Origin of the sequence: Candidatus Glomeribacter gigasporarum BEG34, assembly GCF_000227585.1 — a bacterium.
Lineage (GTDB): Bacteria > Pseudomonadota > Gammaproteobacteria > Burkholderiales > Burkholderiaceae > Glomeribacter > Glomeribacter gigasporarum_B.
Genome location: NZ_CAFB01000069.1, coordinates 1 through 13,148 on the forward strand (window position 1 = coordinate 1; position 13,148 = coordinate 13,148).

Consider the following 13,148-nt stretch of genomic DNA (forward strand, 5'->3'; position numbering starts at 1 on the left):
CCCTTACCCCAAGCTGGGACTACCCCAGCAGGGGTGAGGTCCGGCTTGGGGTTTTTTATAGGAGTCTCCTATGAATCACCCCATTTTCGATGAAGTTCAAGCGGCGGCGATGGGCCGCTGGCTGGATGTCCTGGGGGCTTTGGCCCCCGGTCTGGCACCTGCGATACAACGGCTGAGAAGACATGTGCCGTGCCCCATTCATGGCGGCAAGGACGGCTTCCGGCTTTTCAAGGATGCACCTGAGACGGGTGGCGGTGTCTGCAATACCTGTGGCGCGTTTCCCAACGGGTTTAAGCTGTTGATGTGGCTGAACCATTGGGACTTCAAGCAGTGCTTGCACGCGGTGAGCGATTACCTGGGTCTTGGCAGCGCATACCGGCCGGTCTACCGGCCTGTGTTTTCCCTGCCCGATTCAGGCCCTGTTGTGCCCTGTTCGACGGCTGAACCATCGCCTGGCCTGGTGCCCTCCGCGCCGACTCCAGGCGCTGCGGCCGTCATGCGTGAAATGCCTGCTGTGCGGCTCATTCCGTATCAAGCAGAAACACCCAAGATTGCCGATACGCACTGTCATACGCGCATCGCTCAAATCTGGGCGGAATGTCTGCCTGTGACGAGCGCCAGCGCCGCGCCGCTGCACCGCTATCTGGCCAACCGGCAGTTGCGGCTGCCGATGGTGGTGTGGTCTAGGCTAGACGATGCGCTGCGCTTTCACCCGGAGTTGTCGTATTTCGACGAAGAAGGGCAAGAAGCGGGGCGATTTCCGGCGTTGATCGCGGCTATCCGGTCGGTCAGCGGCGAGTTGATCACGCTGCACCGCACGTATCTGGGACGAAACGGCCAGAAGGCGAAGGTCAATAATCCTCGTAAGATGATGTCGGTGCCTGCCGGAGCGCGGGTGACAGGGGCCGCCATCTCCATCGCGCAGCCGATGCACGGCCTGTTAGGCGTTGCGGAAGGCTTGGAAACCGCCCTGTCCGCCTTTCAGGCGACAAGGATCCCCGTCTGGTCCACGGTGAGCGCGACCCTGATGGCGTCGGTCGAAATCCCGNCAGAAGTGCATACCCTGCTCATCTGAGCAGACAAAGATCGATCCCTGACCGGCGAGCGGGCCGCCTGGAAGCTGAAGCGCCGCTTGGAAAGCTCGGACTTACGGGTCTTTGTGTTGCTGCCGCTGGACGGCCTTCCGCCCAAAGCCAAAAGCCTCGACTGGAACGATGTCTTGCAGACACAGGGGCGGTGGGGCTTCCCTAGTCTCCGGTTACTGCGGACGGCTGTAGAACAGGCAAGCGGCGATTATCGCTGCGGCGTGTCTGTGTAAATCTGGCACAATCCCCTGCCTCCGTAAGGAGGCGGGGGATTTTCAATGAAAATGACGAGGACTCACATCTGTCACTTGAGCTGTTGCAAACTCAAAAGCGAGCACGTAGGCTTTCGAGCTCATTCTGTAATTTTCAGGCGCGCTCTCACGAGGACTCTTCAATGGCAGTGAAATCCGCAGCAAAAAAGCCAGCCGTCCACACCAAGACAGCCAAAAAGCCTGAAAAAGCGATCTCCTCTGTCAGAAAACTGCCCGCCATCGAAAGACCTTACAGCACAAGCCAGCTCGTCTCCGACCTTGCCACCGAAACAGGGGTACCCCAAGGAAAAATCAAGGCTGTCTTTGCCAGACTCGAAACCCTGATGGCAGGACACATGAAACACAAGCAGCCGTTTTCTCTGCTAGGGCTGCTCAAGATGCAGGTCGTCACGAAACCGGCCACGAAAGCCCGTCAAGGGGTCAATCCACGCACAGGCGCGCCGACAAAAATTCCGGCCAAGCCTGCGCATCCTGCCGTAAAACTCAAGGCGCTCAAGAAGTTAAAAGAGATGGCTTAAGGCCTTTCAAAAACAAGAACCTTCATGAAAAATCCGTGCTGGACATTTACGCGGTGACCGTTTGCTTTTGTTTTGCATTTCTTTAGATTTTGCCGCCTACGCCGTAGTTTGGATTGCAAAGCCGGACTGCACAGCGAACAATCGGCAATATCACCCATAAACATACACAAACCTCTTTTCCATATATGAACCCTAACCCTTCACACGATAATGAAGCCGCCCCTGGCATTTCGGCGCATCCGCAACCCAGCGCTCTGTTCTCCGTCGATGAACACGGCGTCTTTTTCCAACCGGAGGCGGGTGATCCCTTTCGGATTTGCGCGCCTCTGCATGTCAAAGCGCTGGTCCGCGATGCGGCCTCCGAAAACTGGGGCCGACTCCTCGAATTCCGCGATGCCGACGGGCACCTGCACCGCTGGTCCATGCCGATGTCGCTGCTCAAAGGCGGCAGCGACGCCTTGCGCGGCGAACTCCTGCGGTTAGGATTAGAAATCGCCCCCAGCGCCAGAGCCCATCGTTTGCTGGTCGAGTATCTGATGCGCATCCAGCCTTCAGATCGCGCCCGCTGCGTGCAACACACAGGTTGGTATCGCAACGCCTTCGTCTTGCCGCAAGACACACTCGGCACGCTGGATGAAATCGTCCTTTACCAGACCCACCATCCGACGCCCGCCTATACTCAAGCGGGCAGTTTGGAGGATTGGCAACAACACGTTGCGTGCTTGTGCATTGGCAATTCCCGGCTGATCTTGGCCGTCTCCGCTGCCTTCGCCGCACCCCTGATTCATCTCATCGGCGCGGAATCCGGCGGTCTGCATTTTGTCGGCGCATCCAGCAGTGGCAAAACGACCGCTTTGCGGGTGGCCGCTTCCGTTTATGGCCCGCGGGACACTGTGTGCCACTGGCGCGCCACCGTCAATGGCCTGGAAGCGGTAGCCAGCCTGCACTCGGATACCTTGCTCATTCTGGATGAACTCGCCCAGATCGATCCGAAAGAGGCGGGCGAAGTCGCCTATCTACTCGCCAATGGCCGAGGCAAGACCCGCGCGGGACCCGCTGGAAAGACCCGTCTGTCGCAAGACTGGCGGCTCCTGTTCCTCTCCGCAGGAGAAGTGAGTCTGGCGCAGCACCTGCGGGCGGGCGGAAAGACCATCAAACAGGGCCAGTCTGTCCGGCTGATCGATGTGCCTGCGGATGCGGGAGCCGGTACGGGGCTATTTGAAAATCTGCATGGATGCGCCTCCGGTGCGGCCTTCAGCCAGAGGCTGCAAGCCAACGCCTGCCGCTATTATGGGACTGCCATCCGCGCATTCCTGGCCACGTTGACCCAGCCCTCGGATCAGCCGACAGCACGAGAACAGATCAAGGCACTGACGCAAGCATTTCTGGACGAACATCTACCCCAAGATGCGGAGGGCTCGATCCATCGGGTTTGCGAGCGCTTCGCGCTGATCGCCGCAGGCGGTGAACTCGCCAGTCGCTATAGCGTAACCGGCTGGCCGGAGCAGGTGGCGTACCGTGCGGCCGCTTCCTGCTGGCAGGCCTGGTGGACACAGCAGCAAAACACCGAAACGGGCGCGCACGCGCAGATTCTGACGCAGGTCCGCCGCTTCTTCGAGCAGAAAGGCGAGCGCAAATTCGCGGACTGGGAGGCTGACAATCCCAAAATGGAGCACGCGGCCGGATTCAGGCGCACGGAAAACGGCCAATGCCTGTATTACGTGCTGCCGAGCGTGTTCAAACAGGAAGTCTGTGCGGGACTTGATGTCCGGCTGGCGACACAGGTGTTGCTAGACGTGGGCTGGTTACACCCCGGTCCCCATGAGGAACCCTATCGGCGGGAGCGCTTGCCCGGCTGGGGGCGCTGCCGGTGCTATGTCGTGCGGCTGGAGCCGTAGCCGCTGTCAATCGGAAAGCGAAAAATGAGCTTGTCCCACTGTCCCGTTTGTCCCATCCCGTTCAGAGGCCGAAAATGAAGGCATTTGACGGTGACGGCTCGGGACAAGGACCGGCGCGGTTTTGTCCCAATGGGATCCGCGCAAAGCAACTGTATTCAAGACATTTAGCGTTTGGGACAAATGGGACAGCGGGACAAGATTGAAAGTGTATCAGTGATGCGATAGCGTGAGGCACGCACGCTAAAATCTTGAACCGCCCTTTCCTGAACCACTTATCCTCATTCAGATGCATTCTGTCTCCACCCTCATTCGCATCGACGCGCCCACCGCTCCAACGGATTTATCGAAAGCCCAACAGCGGTTCAATCGGCTGATCAAGAAAATCGATCAACAGCGCAATGCGCTTTCCGCCTGGCAGCAGACGATTCCGCGTTATCGTCAAAAACACGCCCAGGCGTTTGAGCCACTGGCCGATACCTTCAGAACGCTCCAATTCGAGTTCGTGCAGTTGCTGGATACACACTATCCCGGAAAAGCGTTCACTCAGAGCGACCGAAAGAAGATTCGGCATCTGATCTGCAACCTTGCAGGCAAGCTGATGGTTGAAAACGAGAATGAAACCCTGAAAGCCATTTACAACCGGCACAGCGAAAGCGATTTCGATGCGGACTTGGAAGAAGGCAAAGAGGCGCTTAAGGAAATGATGCGGAGGATGTTAGGCGTCGAGCTGGAGGGAGAGATTGATCTGCGCTCGCCGGAACAGATGTTCGCGCAGCTCGGCGAGAAAATGCAGGAAAAAATAGCGGAGGAAAAGCGCCTCCAGCAAGAACGGCGCGATAGACGCAAGAAATCAGCCAAGACGCTCGCCAAGGAAAAACAGGCGCAAGAAGAAGCCCAGAGAATCAGCCAATCTCTTCAAGAAGTCTACCGGAAACTGGCAAGCAGCTTGCATCCCGATAAAGAACTGGATTGCGTGGAACGGGCGCGCAAAACAGCGCTGATGCAGCAGGTCAACACCGCCTATGAGAAAAAGGACTTGCTCCGGCTCTTGGAATTACAACTGGCCGCCGAACAGATCGATCTCGCAAGGCTCAACACTCTGACCGAGGCACGCCTAGCGCACTACAACACCCTCTTGAACGAGCAATCCAAAGAACTGGCCTGCGAGGTGGGGATGCTGCGCAGTGTACTTGCGATGCATTTTGATACGCCAGAGGAGGCTCTATCCCTGCCCGATCAGGCATTGGCGTTTCTGGATGCGCAGATTCAGAAAATGAAGGGGGATATCCTGAAACTTAAAGCCGACTTGTCTGCCTTCCAGGATATGAAAACGCTCAAGAAGTTCCTAAAATCTTATGTCATCCAATCCAAATCCCCTTTGGCGGAAACGGCCAGGGCAATGGGTATATACATGTCTTATTAACTCACACCGCATGGCTGAATATCTGTCATGTCAGTTCTACACAAAATGCACTGCGTGCCTTGTAACGCCCAAGCACGATTAAACACGGAGGCCGTCCAGTCACTTCTGCCGCAATTGCATGAAGGATGGGAAATAGAGGCCACTGAACCGCCTCGCCTTAAGCATCGATTCCGCTTCAAAAATTTCCGGCAGACGATAGCCTTTGTCAATCAGGTGGCCGAGATCGCGCATCAAGAAAACCATCATCCCAGCTTGCAAGTTGACTTCAACACGTGTGAAGTGCGCTTTAGCACGCACAGCTGTCGAGGCCTCTCCCAGAACGACTTCATCTGTGCGGCCAAGGTAGACCGAGTATTGCCGATGCCTGATGGCACCGGAGAACAGGCGGGGACGGAACGTGCGCGCTATGGCCTCGTGGTCTACGTTCCATCCGATCACCTTGAGCCGGTCAAACAGGCCATGTTTAAGGCGGGCGCGGGCCGTATCGGGAATTATGCGTATTGTGCTTGGCAAATCCCAGGCCAAGGCCAGTTCCGGCCGCTCTCCGGCAGTCAGCCGTTTCTGGGGGCACAGGGACAGTTAGAAACTGTGGAAGAATATCGGGTGGAAATGGTGTGCTGCTCGGATGTGATCCAACCTGTGATCGCAGCGTTGAAAGCGGCGCATCCTTACGAGCAACCCGCCTATTGGGTATTGAGACTGGAGGATGTTGAGAAGTGCGCTTGAAAATATACCATATTGGTATATTCTTGTTGCATGCACGTCATTGCGAAACCGATTTTGATCAATTTCTGGACGAAGCATCCGGACGCAACAAATCCCTTACAAGCCTGGTTTCACCTGATGACGCGCCAGATTTTTGCGGATTTTAGCGAGCTACGGGCAACGTTCCCGACGGCTGATTATGTGGGAGGTTTAACCGTATTCAATATTGGCGGCAATAAATACCGGCTGATTGCAGCCATTCACTACAACCGACGCAAGGTATTCATACGAGCGATGTTGACCCACCAAGAATACGACCAGGGCCAGTGGAAACGGAGGAAATTATGACCAGTCATTACTTAGAAGGAATCGCTGAACCGCAAGCGATTCTCCAAGCCTGGCTGCCGTTTAAGGAACGGGTCGGTGTGACGGCAGTGCGTACTGAGGCGGACTATCGGAGAGCCCAGGCAACGATTGAGGTTTTATTAAACGAAATAGGGGATGATGAGGCTCACCCTTTAGCGGAGGTGCTCGATTACCTGTCCGATAAGGTCAAGGCATATGAAGACCAGCATTTTTCGATTCCAGAAGCGCCGCCTCATGAAGTGCTGCGTTTTTTGATGGATCAACATCAACTCAAACAGGAAGACTTGTCGGATTGCGCGCCGCAAAGCCGCGTCTCGGATATTTTGGGCGGCAAACGCGCGATGAGCAAAGAGATTGCCAAGCGCTTTGCTCACCGTTTCCATGTGCATGCGGATGTGTTTCTGTAAGCAGCGCCGGTTAAATCTACTGAACACATCGGACGCATGACGAACATCGACTATCTACCCTGCGTTGAAATCGAAACCGAGCCGGATGCACCCGCCACAGCCAGCCTCATCGGCCTGCACGGTCTTGGCGCAGACGGTCACGATCTTGCTCATTTGGCCAGGGCCTTGGCGATCCAGCGCACTATCCGCTGGCTCTTTCCACATGCGCCGGTCCGGCCCGTCAGTCTGCATGGCGGCGTCCCAATGCGCAGCTGGTATGACATTCACGGCCTGGATTCTGGCAGCCAAGAAGACGAGGCTGGATTACGTACAGCGGCCCAGCACATCGAGCAGCTGATTCAGCGGGAAATCGACCGAGGCATCCCGTCCGAGCAGATTTTTCTGTGCGGCTTTTCTCAAGGCGGTGCGTTGGCGCTCTACACGGGGTTGCGCTTTGCCAAGCCGCTGTCAGGCATCCTCGCGCTCTCCACGTATTTACCGATGGCGGATCAATTAGCCTCAGAGGCCAGTGCCGCCAACCGGCATATTCCTATTTTCATGGCCCACGGCGATCAGGATACGGTGCTCTCTCTAGAGATGGGAGAAGGGTCCAAAGATCGCTTACAGGCGTTGGGATACGCCGTTGACTTCCATCGCTATGCGATGGCGCACCGTATCTGCACGCAGGAAATAGCGGATATGGGCGCGTGGATTCAGCGGCTTATTTGATGCTGCCGCTGGAAGCCCATGGCTCATGCCGTCAGCATGGACACTAAAACAGACGGGGCGCGGGACTTCTTTCTGATCCTGCGTTTGCATCGCATACGTAGGAGCGCTACGTTGCCTTTCCCCAAGACATGCCTTGAGATTGGAGATTTTTGGATGTCCTTAAAACCCCAAACACCCCTCAGTGAATCCGATCCCGCTTGGAAAATCTTATTGGATGTGTATTTCCCGCAATGGATGGCCTACTTCTGGCCGACACTGCATCAGCAGATTGATTGGGACAAAGGGTTTGAGTCACTCGATAGCGAGCTGCAGTCTGTGGCGCGGGAGGCAGCCGTTGGCAAAAGGCTGGTCGATAAACTGTTTCAGGTGCATTCTAAAGAAGGAAGGCCTTGTCGGGTGCTCACGCATGTGGAAATCCAGGGTCAGCGCCAGACACACTTCGCGCAGAGACTGTTTGAATACTATTGCCGGATTTATCTTTTGAAGGGCTTGCCCCTCATCACTTTGGTGGTTTTAGTGGATGGTGATCTCCACTGGCGGCCTCAAGGCTATGAAATCCAGGTCTGGGGTCAGTCTGTGCTCCGTTTTAACTTCCAGATCATTAAAATTCTGGACTACCGTGGCAAAGAAGCGGAATTGGATCGACACCCCAACCCATTTGCAGCGGTGGTCTTGGCACAATTAGCCGCCCTGGAAACAAAAAGAAATGCCCAAGATCGCTTTGACCGGCGGTGGCAATTGACCCGAAAGCTCTTTGAAAAAGGCTTAAAGCGCGATGAAATTGAGCATTTGTATTAGTTCCTAGATTGGGTGCTGACTTTGCCGGAAGACTTGGAAATGCAATATAATTTGCAGGTTAAGCAATTTGCGGAGCAACACCATATGCCTTATATCACGAGCCTAGAGCGGATGGGGATTCAGCAAGGCATCCAGCAGGGCATCCAGCAGGGTGAATATGTGCTGTTACTACGGCAGTTGCAGCATAAATTCCAGCAAGTGCCCGATCTTTATCTTAAAAAACTGGAGGCAGCGGACAGCGATATGCTGTTGAGTTGGGGGGAACGGGTACTAGGGGCTAAGACTTTATCGGATGTTTTTGAGGCGTCTGCCTCTAACGCAGTTTAAGCCGCGCGGACACATTCCAGACGCAGAGAATGATGGGCGCGTGGATTCAGCAGCGTCATTTTAATAGCAGCCTGCGTGGGGATAATCCAGAAATCTGAAACCGAGTTCGTAGCCCTTTCCAGACAAGACGTGGTAGGCAAAGGGGGACTTCGTATAGTGAAATTTTTAAGAACCGTCTTTTAGTTTACTGACCCGAAAGAGGCATCGGATGAAACTCTATTATTCTAAAGGGGCCTGTTCTTTAGCGGTCCGTATCCTCTTGCATGAAATCGGCGTGAGGTGTGAGTTTGAGTCCGTCAATCTCAAAACCAAACAGACAGAGACGGGTCAAGATTTTCTGACCATCAATCCCAAGGGCAGCGTCCCTGCGCTGCTTTTAGATAATCAGGAAGTCCTTACTGAAAACGCCGTCATTCAGCAATATCTGGCGGATACTTATAAGGCAACGGGCTTGCTGCCGCCTGCGCCGGACTTTCGGCGTTATCGCATTTTGGAATGGCTGAATTTCATTGCCGCCGATCTTCACAAGGGCTGCGGTCCCTTGATGAAACCCGCTCTACCGGAAGAGATTAAAGAGAACGTTTTAAGGCCAGTGCTGAATCAAAAATTGCGCTATCTGTCTCAGCATCTGGGTCAAATGGCTTATTTGTGCGGCGATCCGTTTACCTTGGCAGACGCTTATCTGTTTGTGATTCTGTCCTGGTTCCCCGCTCTTAAAGAGAAATGGACGGACTGGCCGGTGTTGTCCAAGTATTTCAGCGCACTTAAGGCAAGACCCGCGATTCAGAAGGCGCTCGCAGAAGAAGGCTTAAGCTGAGTTCACCGCTGCCAGAGCCATAAAATCAGCGAAATCACTGCGCTGATGATCAGGCCTGTGGTGATCGGAAAGTAAAAAGTAAAACCTTTGCGCCGGATCAGGAGATCGCCCGGCATCTGACCGAACGGAAATTTGCCCATCATCGAACAAGCGACACCCATCAGCAGGAGCATAACACCGAAAAGAATCAGGAGACGGGACATGGCGCTTGTGATTGGATGACCTATTGCTTTAACCCCACCCCATAGAACACCGTTGTGCCGAACATATAGGTTTTGAAGCCGGTGACGTTTTTATTCAGTACGTAATAGCTGATCGGATAAGCAATCGCCGTATAGGGTTGCTCACGCTCGAAGATTTTCTGAGCGTTGAGGTAAAGCGCTGTGCGCTTCTTCTTATCCAGCGTGCGCGCCGCTTGTTGAAGCAGATCGTCAAAGGGCTTGTAACACCATTGGGCATAGTTGCCGGGCCGCATCGAGCGACAACCGAGAAATCCGCCCAGCCAGTTATCCGGATCGTTAATACCGCTACCGCCGATCAAGAGGGCATCGTGCTCACTATGAAAGGCCCTTTTCAAGAACTCGGCCCATTCGTAAGAACGGATTAACACATCGCCATTAGGAACAACGCGCCCTAGACCAGTCTTTATGGCCACGGTAGCAAGAAAAATCTTCCTTTACTGTGTTGATCTGCCAGCGTCTTTGAGGATTTAAGCGTAATTGTAGACGCCAGCGGATACCCTGAACACTATCGTCTAATAAACCCTTTTGGATGACGATCAGATGAACCTGATCAGACATTTCCCGCTGCTTACTGTGCTGCACGATAGTCAGCGTTTTATAGTCAACAAAATGATCCGCTCCACTCAGACGGCTTTTGAGAAACTGGGTTACAACTTCAACCGGCAATTGTCCAGGCAGACCCATGTAAGGTAGTCGGTCTTGATCCGTGTCAGCACATGCTGGCATCGTCAGAAAAGCAAGAAAATACGCAGAAATAAGATAAAACCAGTTTGAATGGGACATCTCTGTTGTACCCTCTCCTTCAGCCCGTGTTGCATCCATAAGATACTTAACCTATGGGCTTCCCGAAAATGCGGTGCGCACAACCTTCGCATCCAGGCCCACTGCGGTAACACGAATCTGCTTGTATCGGCTGCTATGGCCGGTCTCCAGATGCACCGCATGATGCGGCACGCTCAAGCGTTCCGCAAGCCAAGCGCGCAATGCTTTATTGGCCTTTCCCTCCAGTGGCGGCGCATTCAGACGTATTTTCAGCGTGCCATTGAATTCACCCGCAGCTTCTGTTGTCTTCGCGTTGGGCTGCACATAGACCCGAAGCTGTACACCATCGACCACATTCTGGCACCAGCAGACTGATTGCGAAAAAAGGTCTGATTGCAGCGTTTTCACTTGTGCAGAGATGAAAAGAGCCCGCTTCCAGCCTGTTGCATTGCACTAACGCGGAGCGCTAGCATCAGAAGGCGTGGCGATGAGCCGCCGCAGAATGGGCGTCAAACCCACCCTGCGACAACCGCACCCAAGGTACCGCAAATACCTTGACTGCTAACCAGACCAACTAAAGGGAGTTGATCATGGCTTTCGATAGCTTAGGGCACGATGTGCCCGTGCGACAACTTGCGCCCATAACACGGGCTGCGCATCAAAAAAAGTCGTCTTGCACCGGCCGACCGGCTGCTTGGCTGGCCAGTTCTATCTGCTTTTTCAAAGCGCTGAGCAAACACTTGAGTGACCTGGAACCCCCTTAGCGGTTCAGCGGGCGGCTGCTTTCCACAAGAAGCAGCAGTTGAAACCAAGAAATAGCGGACGCAAAGCGTCCACTACCACAATAGCCTGTGTGGGATCAACACGCGGGCCACCACTTTCACAATCGATACGAGGGGCACCGATCATGACCAGTCCAGTTTATCACCTGAGTTTAGATGAAGAACAACGCGCTGCCCTCATTCAGATGCCGTATCTGGACGCAGTTTTGTGCGAGCCATACAAACGCCAGAACAAAAAGCCAGCGTGACGGCTGCTTTCAGGATTTTATCCATGCGGGAAGCGCCTTCGCACCAAAAGCGGGCAAGGCCCGTCCCGCACGCCACTCATCCCTCTAGTTTGGCAAAAACAATCCGAGAATCGTTGGAAAACCCCCGATTTTCGGATGAGGAGAAAGAACACTTCATCGACAAGCTGCTGTTCAGCTATCTCATGCCGGTCGAGCTGATGCTGTCTCCTGAGTTAACGCAGCGGGAACAGGAATGCTTCCGGCTGGCCGAGTTGAATCTAAACTCGACTGAGATCGGGGAACGCTTAGGCATCAAAAAAACCACCGTCATTTCACACCTGAAAGCCGCCAAAAGAAAACTGGGCTGTAGCAGCCTGCTGGAGGCGATTTGCCAGGCGGTGAAGCGGCGCTATCTCAAAGGAACAATAGAAAATCCTGGACATCCTCCTCATGGATGAGGAACCCCGGTCATGACGCAAATCCCTTCAAAAAGCGGTGTTTTAACACCGTGTGGGGCACTCACTCGAAAATGCCTGTTTTTATGGATTAAAAAAGCAACAGCGGACAGTCAACTACGCCTCACGCAAGAGGATACCTGTTTCTTTTGCCCTATTGCACGCTGATCTCTTTAGGCACAGCCATCACCTAAAGAGGCAATCGTCATGGAAAACCAGGATTCGGGAACGGGTCGCATTAGAGCGCACTATAAAGTGCTGCTGGTCGAGGACAATCCAACACTTCAGATGGTCCAGAAGACCTTTCTGGAAATGACGGGTTGTGAGGTCGAAATTACGGACAAGGGCCGAGAAGCGCTCACCCTGACACAAGCGAATACATATGATTGCGTGTTTCTGGATTTGGGCCTCCCGGACGTGAAAGACGGGCGGGACGTGCTGCTGGCGATACGCGCCCGCGAACAAGGCACTCAGCAGCATCTCCCTATTGTTGTGATCACCGCGCACGGCAAGGAGATATTACAGGACTGTCTCGATAAGGGCGCGGATGCCGCCCTAATGAAACCCGTACATCCAGACCAGTGGGCGGCACTTGTCCAGCAATTCTGCAAACGCGAAGATCGGTAGGCGGCGCGCACAGGGCTGGAAAAATATCCATTAGGCAATGCCATAGAAGAGGATGATAGCGCTTTCAATCTTGATCATCGTCTTCCGGTCCAGCTCGCCAATCACCTCGCGGATGCGTTCTTTGCGAACCGGCATTATTTTGTCCACCATCGCTTGCGACAGCCTGGAAATTCCGTTGCGTCCGGTCGGTTCGATCACAACGCGAAAAACGGGCGCATCTTCAAGGTCGCTGGTCAGAGGCAAAACAGAAACGCTTTCCAGCGCGTTAAAGAGATCCGATTGAATGATAATCGCCGGACGCGGTTTACTGCCGTAATCGCCTTCGCCCCCTGCGATGGGGACCACATCGCCTCGTTTCAAGCATCCCACCCGGTGATATCTGAAACCGATTCAACCCAATCCATCACCTGGCGTTCGCGGGTCGCATGCGCGGCGACATTGTGCGCTTGCCTGCGGCATTCCTCGGCAAATTCTGGCCGCCTGGTATCCGGCACCCAGATTTGCACAGGGCGCATTCCACTCGCGCGGCGTTGATCACGCAGCTGCCGCTGTACAGCGGCCGCACGATTCTGATGAGAGATGACATTCATAACTACAATGAACTCTTACTATGTAAAACGCCATTGTAGATCATCATGAGTCTCGTGAACAGCATTTTGAACAGCCCTCCACTCTGGAACGACCCTAAACAGGCTTTCTCGCGTTCATACCCCACCTCTAAGCTTTGAT

General features: G+C 54.3%; 19 protein-coding genes and 2 pseudogenes. 15 read left to right on the forward strand and 6 right to left on the reverse strand.

The features are described from left to right. The first annotated feature begins 109 nt into the window (after positions 1–109). The 13 genes and pseudogenes from CAGGBEG34_RS08215 to gstA all read left to right on the forward strand — a co-directional run bounded on the left by CAGGBEG34_RS08215 (position 110) and on the right by gstA (position 9,324). Positions 110–1,075 (forward strand): DUF7146 domain-containing protein, encoded by a 966-nt coding sequence (locus CAGGBEG34_RS08215; protein ID WP_478210144.1) that lies wholly within the window; start codon positions 110–112, stop codon positions 1,073–1,075. A 12-nt stretch (positions 1,076–1,087) separates the two neighbouring features. Then, a pseudogene (locus CAGGBEG34_RS10780) lies at positions 1,088–1,318 on the forward strand (toprim domain-containing protein); the annotation flags it as partial. Positions 1,319–1,479: 161 nt separating this feature from the next. After that, the gene (locus CAGGBEG34_RS08220; protein ID WP_006683222.1) at positions 1,480–1,875 is read left to right on the forward strand and encodes an HU family DNA-binding protein; all 396 of its coding nucleotides are present in this window, start codon (positions 1,480–1,482) and stop codon (positions 1,873–1,875) included. Positions 1,876–1,988: 113 nt separating this feature from the next. Continuing rightward, positions 1,989–3,773 carry a DUF927 domain-containing protein gene (locus CAGGBEG34_RS08225; protein ID WP_050009376.1) on the forward strand — a complete coding sequence of 595 codons (1,785 nt, stop codon included), beginning with the start codon at positions 1,989–1,991 and terminating at the stop codon, positions 3,771–3,773. 286 nt (positions 3,774–4,059) lie between these two features. Beyond that, positions 4,060–5,196 carry a J domain-containing protein gene (locus CAGGBEG34_RS08230; RefSeq protein ID WP_006683224.1) on the forward strand — a complete coding sequence of 379 codons (1,137 nt, stop codon included), beginning with the start codon at positions 4,060–4,062 and terminating at the stop codon, positions 5,194–5,196. Positions 5,197–5,241: 45 nt separating this feature from the next. Continuing rightward, positions 5,242–5,487: pseudogene (locus CAGGBEG34_RS11440) on the forward strand (4a-hydroxytetrahydrobiopterin dehydratase); the annotation flags it as partial. A 69-nt stretch (positions 5,488–5,556) separates the two neighbouring features. Then, complete coding sequence (locus tag CAGGBEG34_RS11445; RefSeq protein WP_042688410.1) at positions 5,557–5,922, forward strand: YqfO family protein; 366 nt, start codon at positions 5,557–5,559, stop codon at positions 5,920–5,922. Between the two features lie 30 nt (positions 5,923–5,952). Then, positions 5,953–6,249 (forward strand): type II toxin-antitoxin system HigB family toxin, encoded by a 297-nt coding sequence (locus CAGGBEG34_RS08240; RefSeq protein WP_006683227.1) that lies wholly within the window; start codon positions 5,953–5,955, stop codon positions 6,247–6,249. Continuing rightward, the gene (locus CAGGBEG34_RS08245) at positions 6,246–6,674 is read left to right on the forward strand and encodes a helix-turn-helix domain-containing protein (protein WP_006683228.1); all 429 of its coding nucleotides are present in this window, start codon (positions 6,246–6,248) and stop codon (positions 6,672–6,674) included. The genes CAGGBEG34_RS08240 and CAGGBEG34_RS08245 overlap by 4 nt, the downstream gene beginning before the upstream one ends. Before the next feature lie 36 nt (positions 6,675–6,710). Further along, a complete protein-coding gene (locus CAGGBEG34_RS08250) occupies positions 6,711–7,382 on the forward strand; it encodes an alpha/beta hydrolase (protein ID WP_006683229.1) in 672 nt (223 codons plus the stop codon). Positions 7,383–7,535: 153 nt separating this feature from the next. Beyond that, complete coding sequence (locus CAGGBEG34_RS08255) at positions 7,536–8,180, forward strand: hypothetical protein (protein ID WP_042688411.1); 645 nt, start codon at positions 7,536–7,538, stop codon at positions 8,178–8,180. 84 nt (positions 8,181–8,264) lie between these two features. After that, a complete protein-coding gene (locus CAGGBEG34_RS08260) occupies positions 8,265–8,507 on the forward strand; it encodes a DUF4351 domain-containing protein (RefSeq protein ID WP_203224873.1) in 243 nt (80 codons plus the stop codon). Positions 8,508–8,715: 208 nt separating this feature from the next. After that, positions 8,716–9,324 carry a glutathione transferase GstA gene (gstA, locus tag CAGGBEG34_RS08265; protein ID WP_006683232.1) on the forward strand — a complete coding sequence of 203 codons (609 nt, stop codon included), beginning with the start codon at positions 8,716–8,718 and terminating at the stop codon, positions 9,322–9,324. Positions 9,325–9,326: 2 nt separating this feature from the next. Here the strand turns inward: gstA and CAGGBEG34_RS08270 are convergent, their stop codons facing one another. From CAGGBEG34_RS08270 to CAGGBEG34_RS08285, 4 genes are read right to left on the reverse strand one after another with little or no spacing between them, the layout of a single operon-like run. After that, positions 9,327–9,527, reverse strand: coding sequence for a DUF2905 domain-containing protein (locus CAGGBEG34_RS08270; protein WP_042688412.1), 201 nt, complete (start codon positions 9,525–9,527; stop codon positions 9,327–9,329). A 20-nt stretch (positions 9,528–9,547) separates the two neighbouring features. Next, a complete protein-coding gene (locus CAGGBEG34_RS08275) occupies positions 9,548–9,934 on the reverse strand; it encodes a periplasmic substrate-binding domain-containing protein (RefSeq protein WP_158641850.1) in 387 nt (128 codons plus the stop codon). Positions 9,935–9,941: 7 nt separating this feature from the next. Then, positions 9,942–10,388 carry a hypothetical protein gene (locus CAGGBEG34_RS08280; protein ID WP_006683234.1) on the reverse strand — a complete coding sequence of 149 codons (447 nt, stop codon included), beginning with the start codon at positions 10,386–10,388 and terminating at the stop codon, positions 9,942–9,944. 12 nt (positions 10,389–10,400) lie between these two features. Further along, on the reverse strand, positions 10,401–10,736 hold the full coding sequence (locus tag CAGGBEG34_RS08285; protein ID WP_238985027.1) for a DUF167 domain-containing protein: 336 nt from the start codon (positions 10,734–10,736) through the stop codon (positions 10,401–10,403). A gap of 735 nt (positions 10,737–11,471) precedes the next feature. Between CAGGBEG34_RS08285 and CAGGBEG34_RS09790 the strand changes: the two genes are divergently transcribed. Both CAGGBEG34_RS09790 and CAGGBEG34_RS08295 read left to right on the forward strand, forming a co-directional pair. Then, positions 11,472–11,795: a response regulator transcription factor gene (locus CAGGBEG34_RS09790; protein WP_158641851.1), complete on the forward strand. Its 324-nt coding sequence runs from the start codon at positions 11,472–11,474 to the stop codon at positions 11,793–11,795. Between the two features lie 204 nt (positions 11,796–11,999). Then, the gene (locus CAGGBEG34_RS08295) at positions 12,000–12,419 is read left to right on the forward strand and encodes a response regulator (RefSeq protein ID WP_042688414.1); all 420 of its coding nucleotides are present in this window, start codon (positions 12,000–12,002) and stop codon (positions 12,417–12,419) included. 30 nt (positions 12,420–12,449) lie between these two features. Here the strand turns inward: CAGGBEG34_RS08295 and CAGGBEG34_RS08300 are convergent, their stop codons facing one another. Next, on the reverse strand, positions 12,450–12,779 hold the full coding sequence (locus CAGGBEG34_RS08300) for a type II toxin-antitoxin system PemK/MazF family toxin (protein ID WP_006683236.1): 330 nt from the start codon (positions 12,777–12,779) through the stop codon (positions 12,450–12,452). Further along, a complete protein-coding gene (locus tag CAGGBEG34_RS08305; RefSeq protein ID WP_042688415.1) occupies positions 12,776–13,009 on the reverse strand; it encodes an antitoxin MazE family protein in 234 nt (77 codons plus the stop codon). Before CAGGBEG34_RS08305 ends, CAGGBEG34_RS08300 begins: the two co-directional genes overlap by 4 nt. Between the last annotated feature and the right edge of the window lie 139 nt (positions 13,010–13,148).

What these genes read in the sequence shown, in the direction of transcription:
- CAGGBEG34_RS08220 (WP_006683222.1), top strand. Translation starts at nt 1,480, where the DNA reads ATGGCAGTGAAATCCGCAGCAAAAAAGCCAGCCGTCCACACCAAGACA.
- CAGGBEG34_RS08230 (WP_006683224.1), top strand. Translation starts at nt 4,060, where the DNA reads ATGCATTCTGTCTCCACCCTCATTCGCATCGACGCGCCCACCGCTCCA.
- CAGGBEG34_RS11445 (WP_042688410.1), top strand. Translation starts at nt 5,557, where the DNA reads ATGCCTGATGGCACCGGAGAACAGGCGGGGACGGAACGTGCGCGCTAT.
- CAGGBEG34_RS08240 (WP_006683227.1), top strand. Translation starts at nt 5,953, where the DNA reads ATGCACGTCATTGCGAAACCGATTTTGATCAATTTCTGGACGAAGCAT.
- CAGGBEG34_RS08245 (WP_006683228.1), top strand. Translation starts at nt 6,246, where the DNA reads ATGACCAGTCATTACTTAGAAGGAATCGCTGAACCGCAAGCGATTCTC.
- CAGGBEG34_RS08250 (WP_006683229.1), top strand. Translation starts at nt 6,711, where the DNA reads ATGACGAACATCGACTATCTACCCTGCGTTGAAATCGAAACCGAGCCG.
- CAGGBEG34_RS08255 (WP_042688411.1), top strand. Translation starts at nt 7,536, where the DNA reads ATGTCCTTAAAACCCCAAACACCCCTCAGTGAATCCGATCCCGCTTGG.
- CAGGBEG34_RS08260 (WP_203224873.1), top strand. Translation starts at nt 8,265, where the DNA reads ATGCCTTATATCACGAGCCTAGAGCGGATGGGGATTCAGCAAGGCATC.
- gstA (WP_006683232.1), top strand. Translation starts at nt 8,716, where the DNA reads ATGAAACTCTATTATTCTAAAGGGGCCTGTTCTTTAGCGGTCCGTATC.
- CAGGBEG34_RS08270 (WP_042688412.1), bottom strand. Translation starts at nt 9,527, where the DNA reads ATGTCCCGTCTCCTGATTCTTTTCGGTGTTATGCTCCTGCTGATGGGT.
- CAGGBEG34_RS08280 (WP_006683234.1), bottom strand. Translation starts at nt 10,388, where the DNA reads ATGGATGCAACACGGGCTGAAGGAGAGGGTACAACAGAGATGTCCCAT.
- CAGGBEG34_RS08295 (WP_042688414.1), top strand. Translation starts at nt 12,000, where the DNA reads ATGGAAAACCAGGATTCGGGAACGGGTCGCATTAGAGCGCACTATAAA.
- CAGGBEG34_RS08305 (WP_042688415.1), bottom strand. Translation starts at nt 13,009, where the DNA reads ATGAATGTCATCTCTCATCAGAATCGTGCGGCCGCTGTACAGCGGCAG.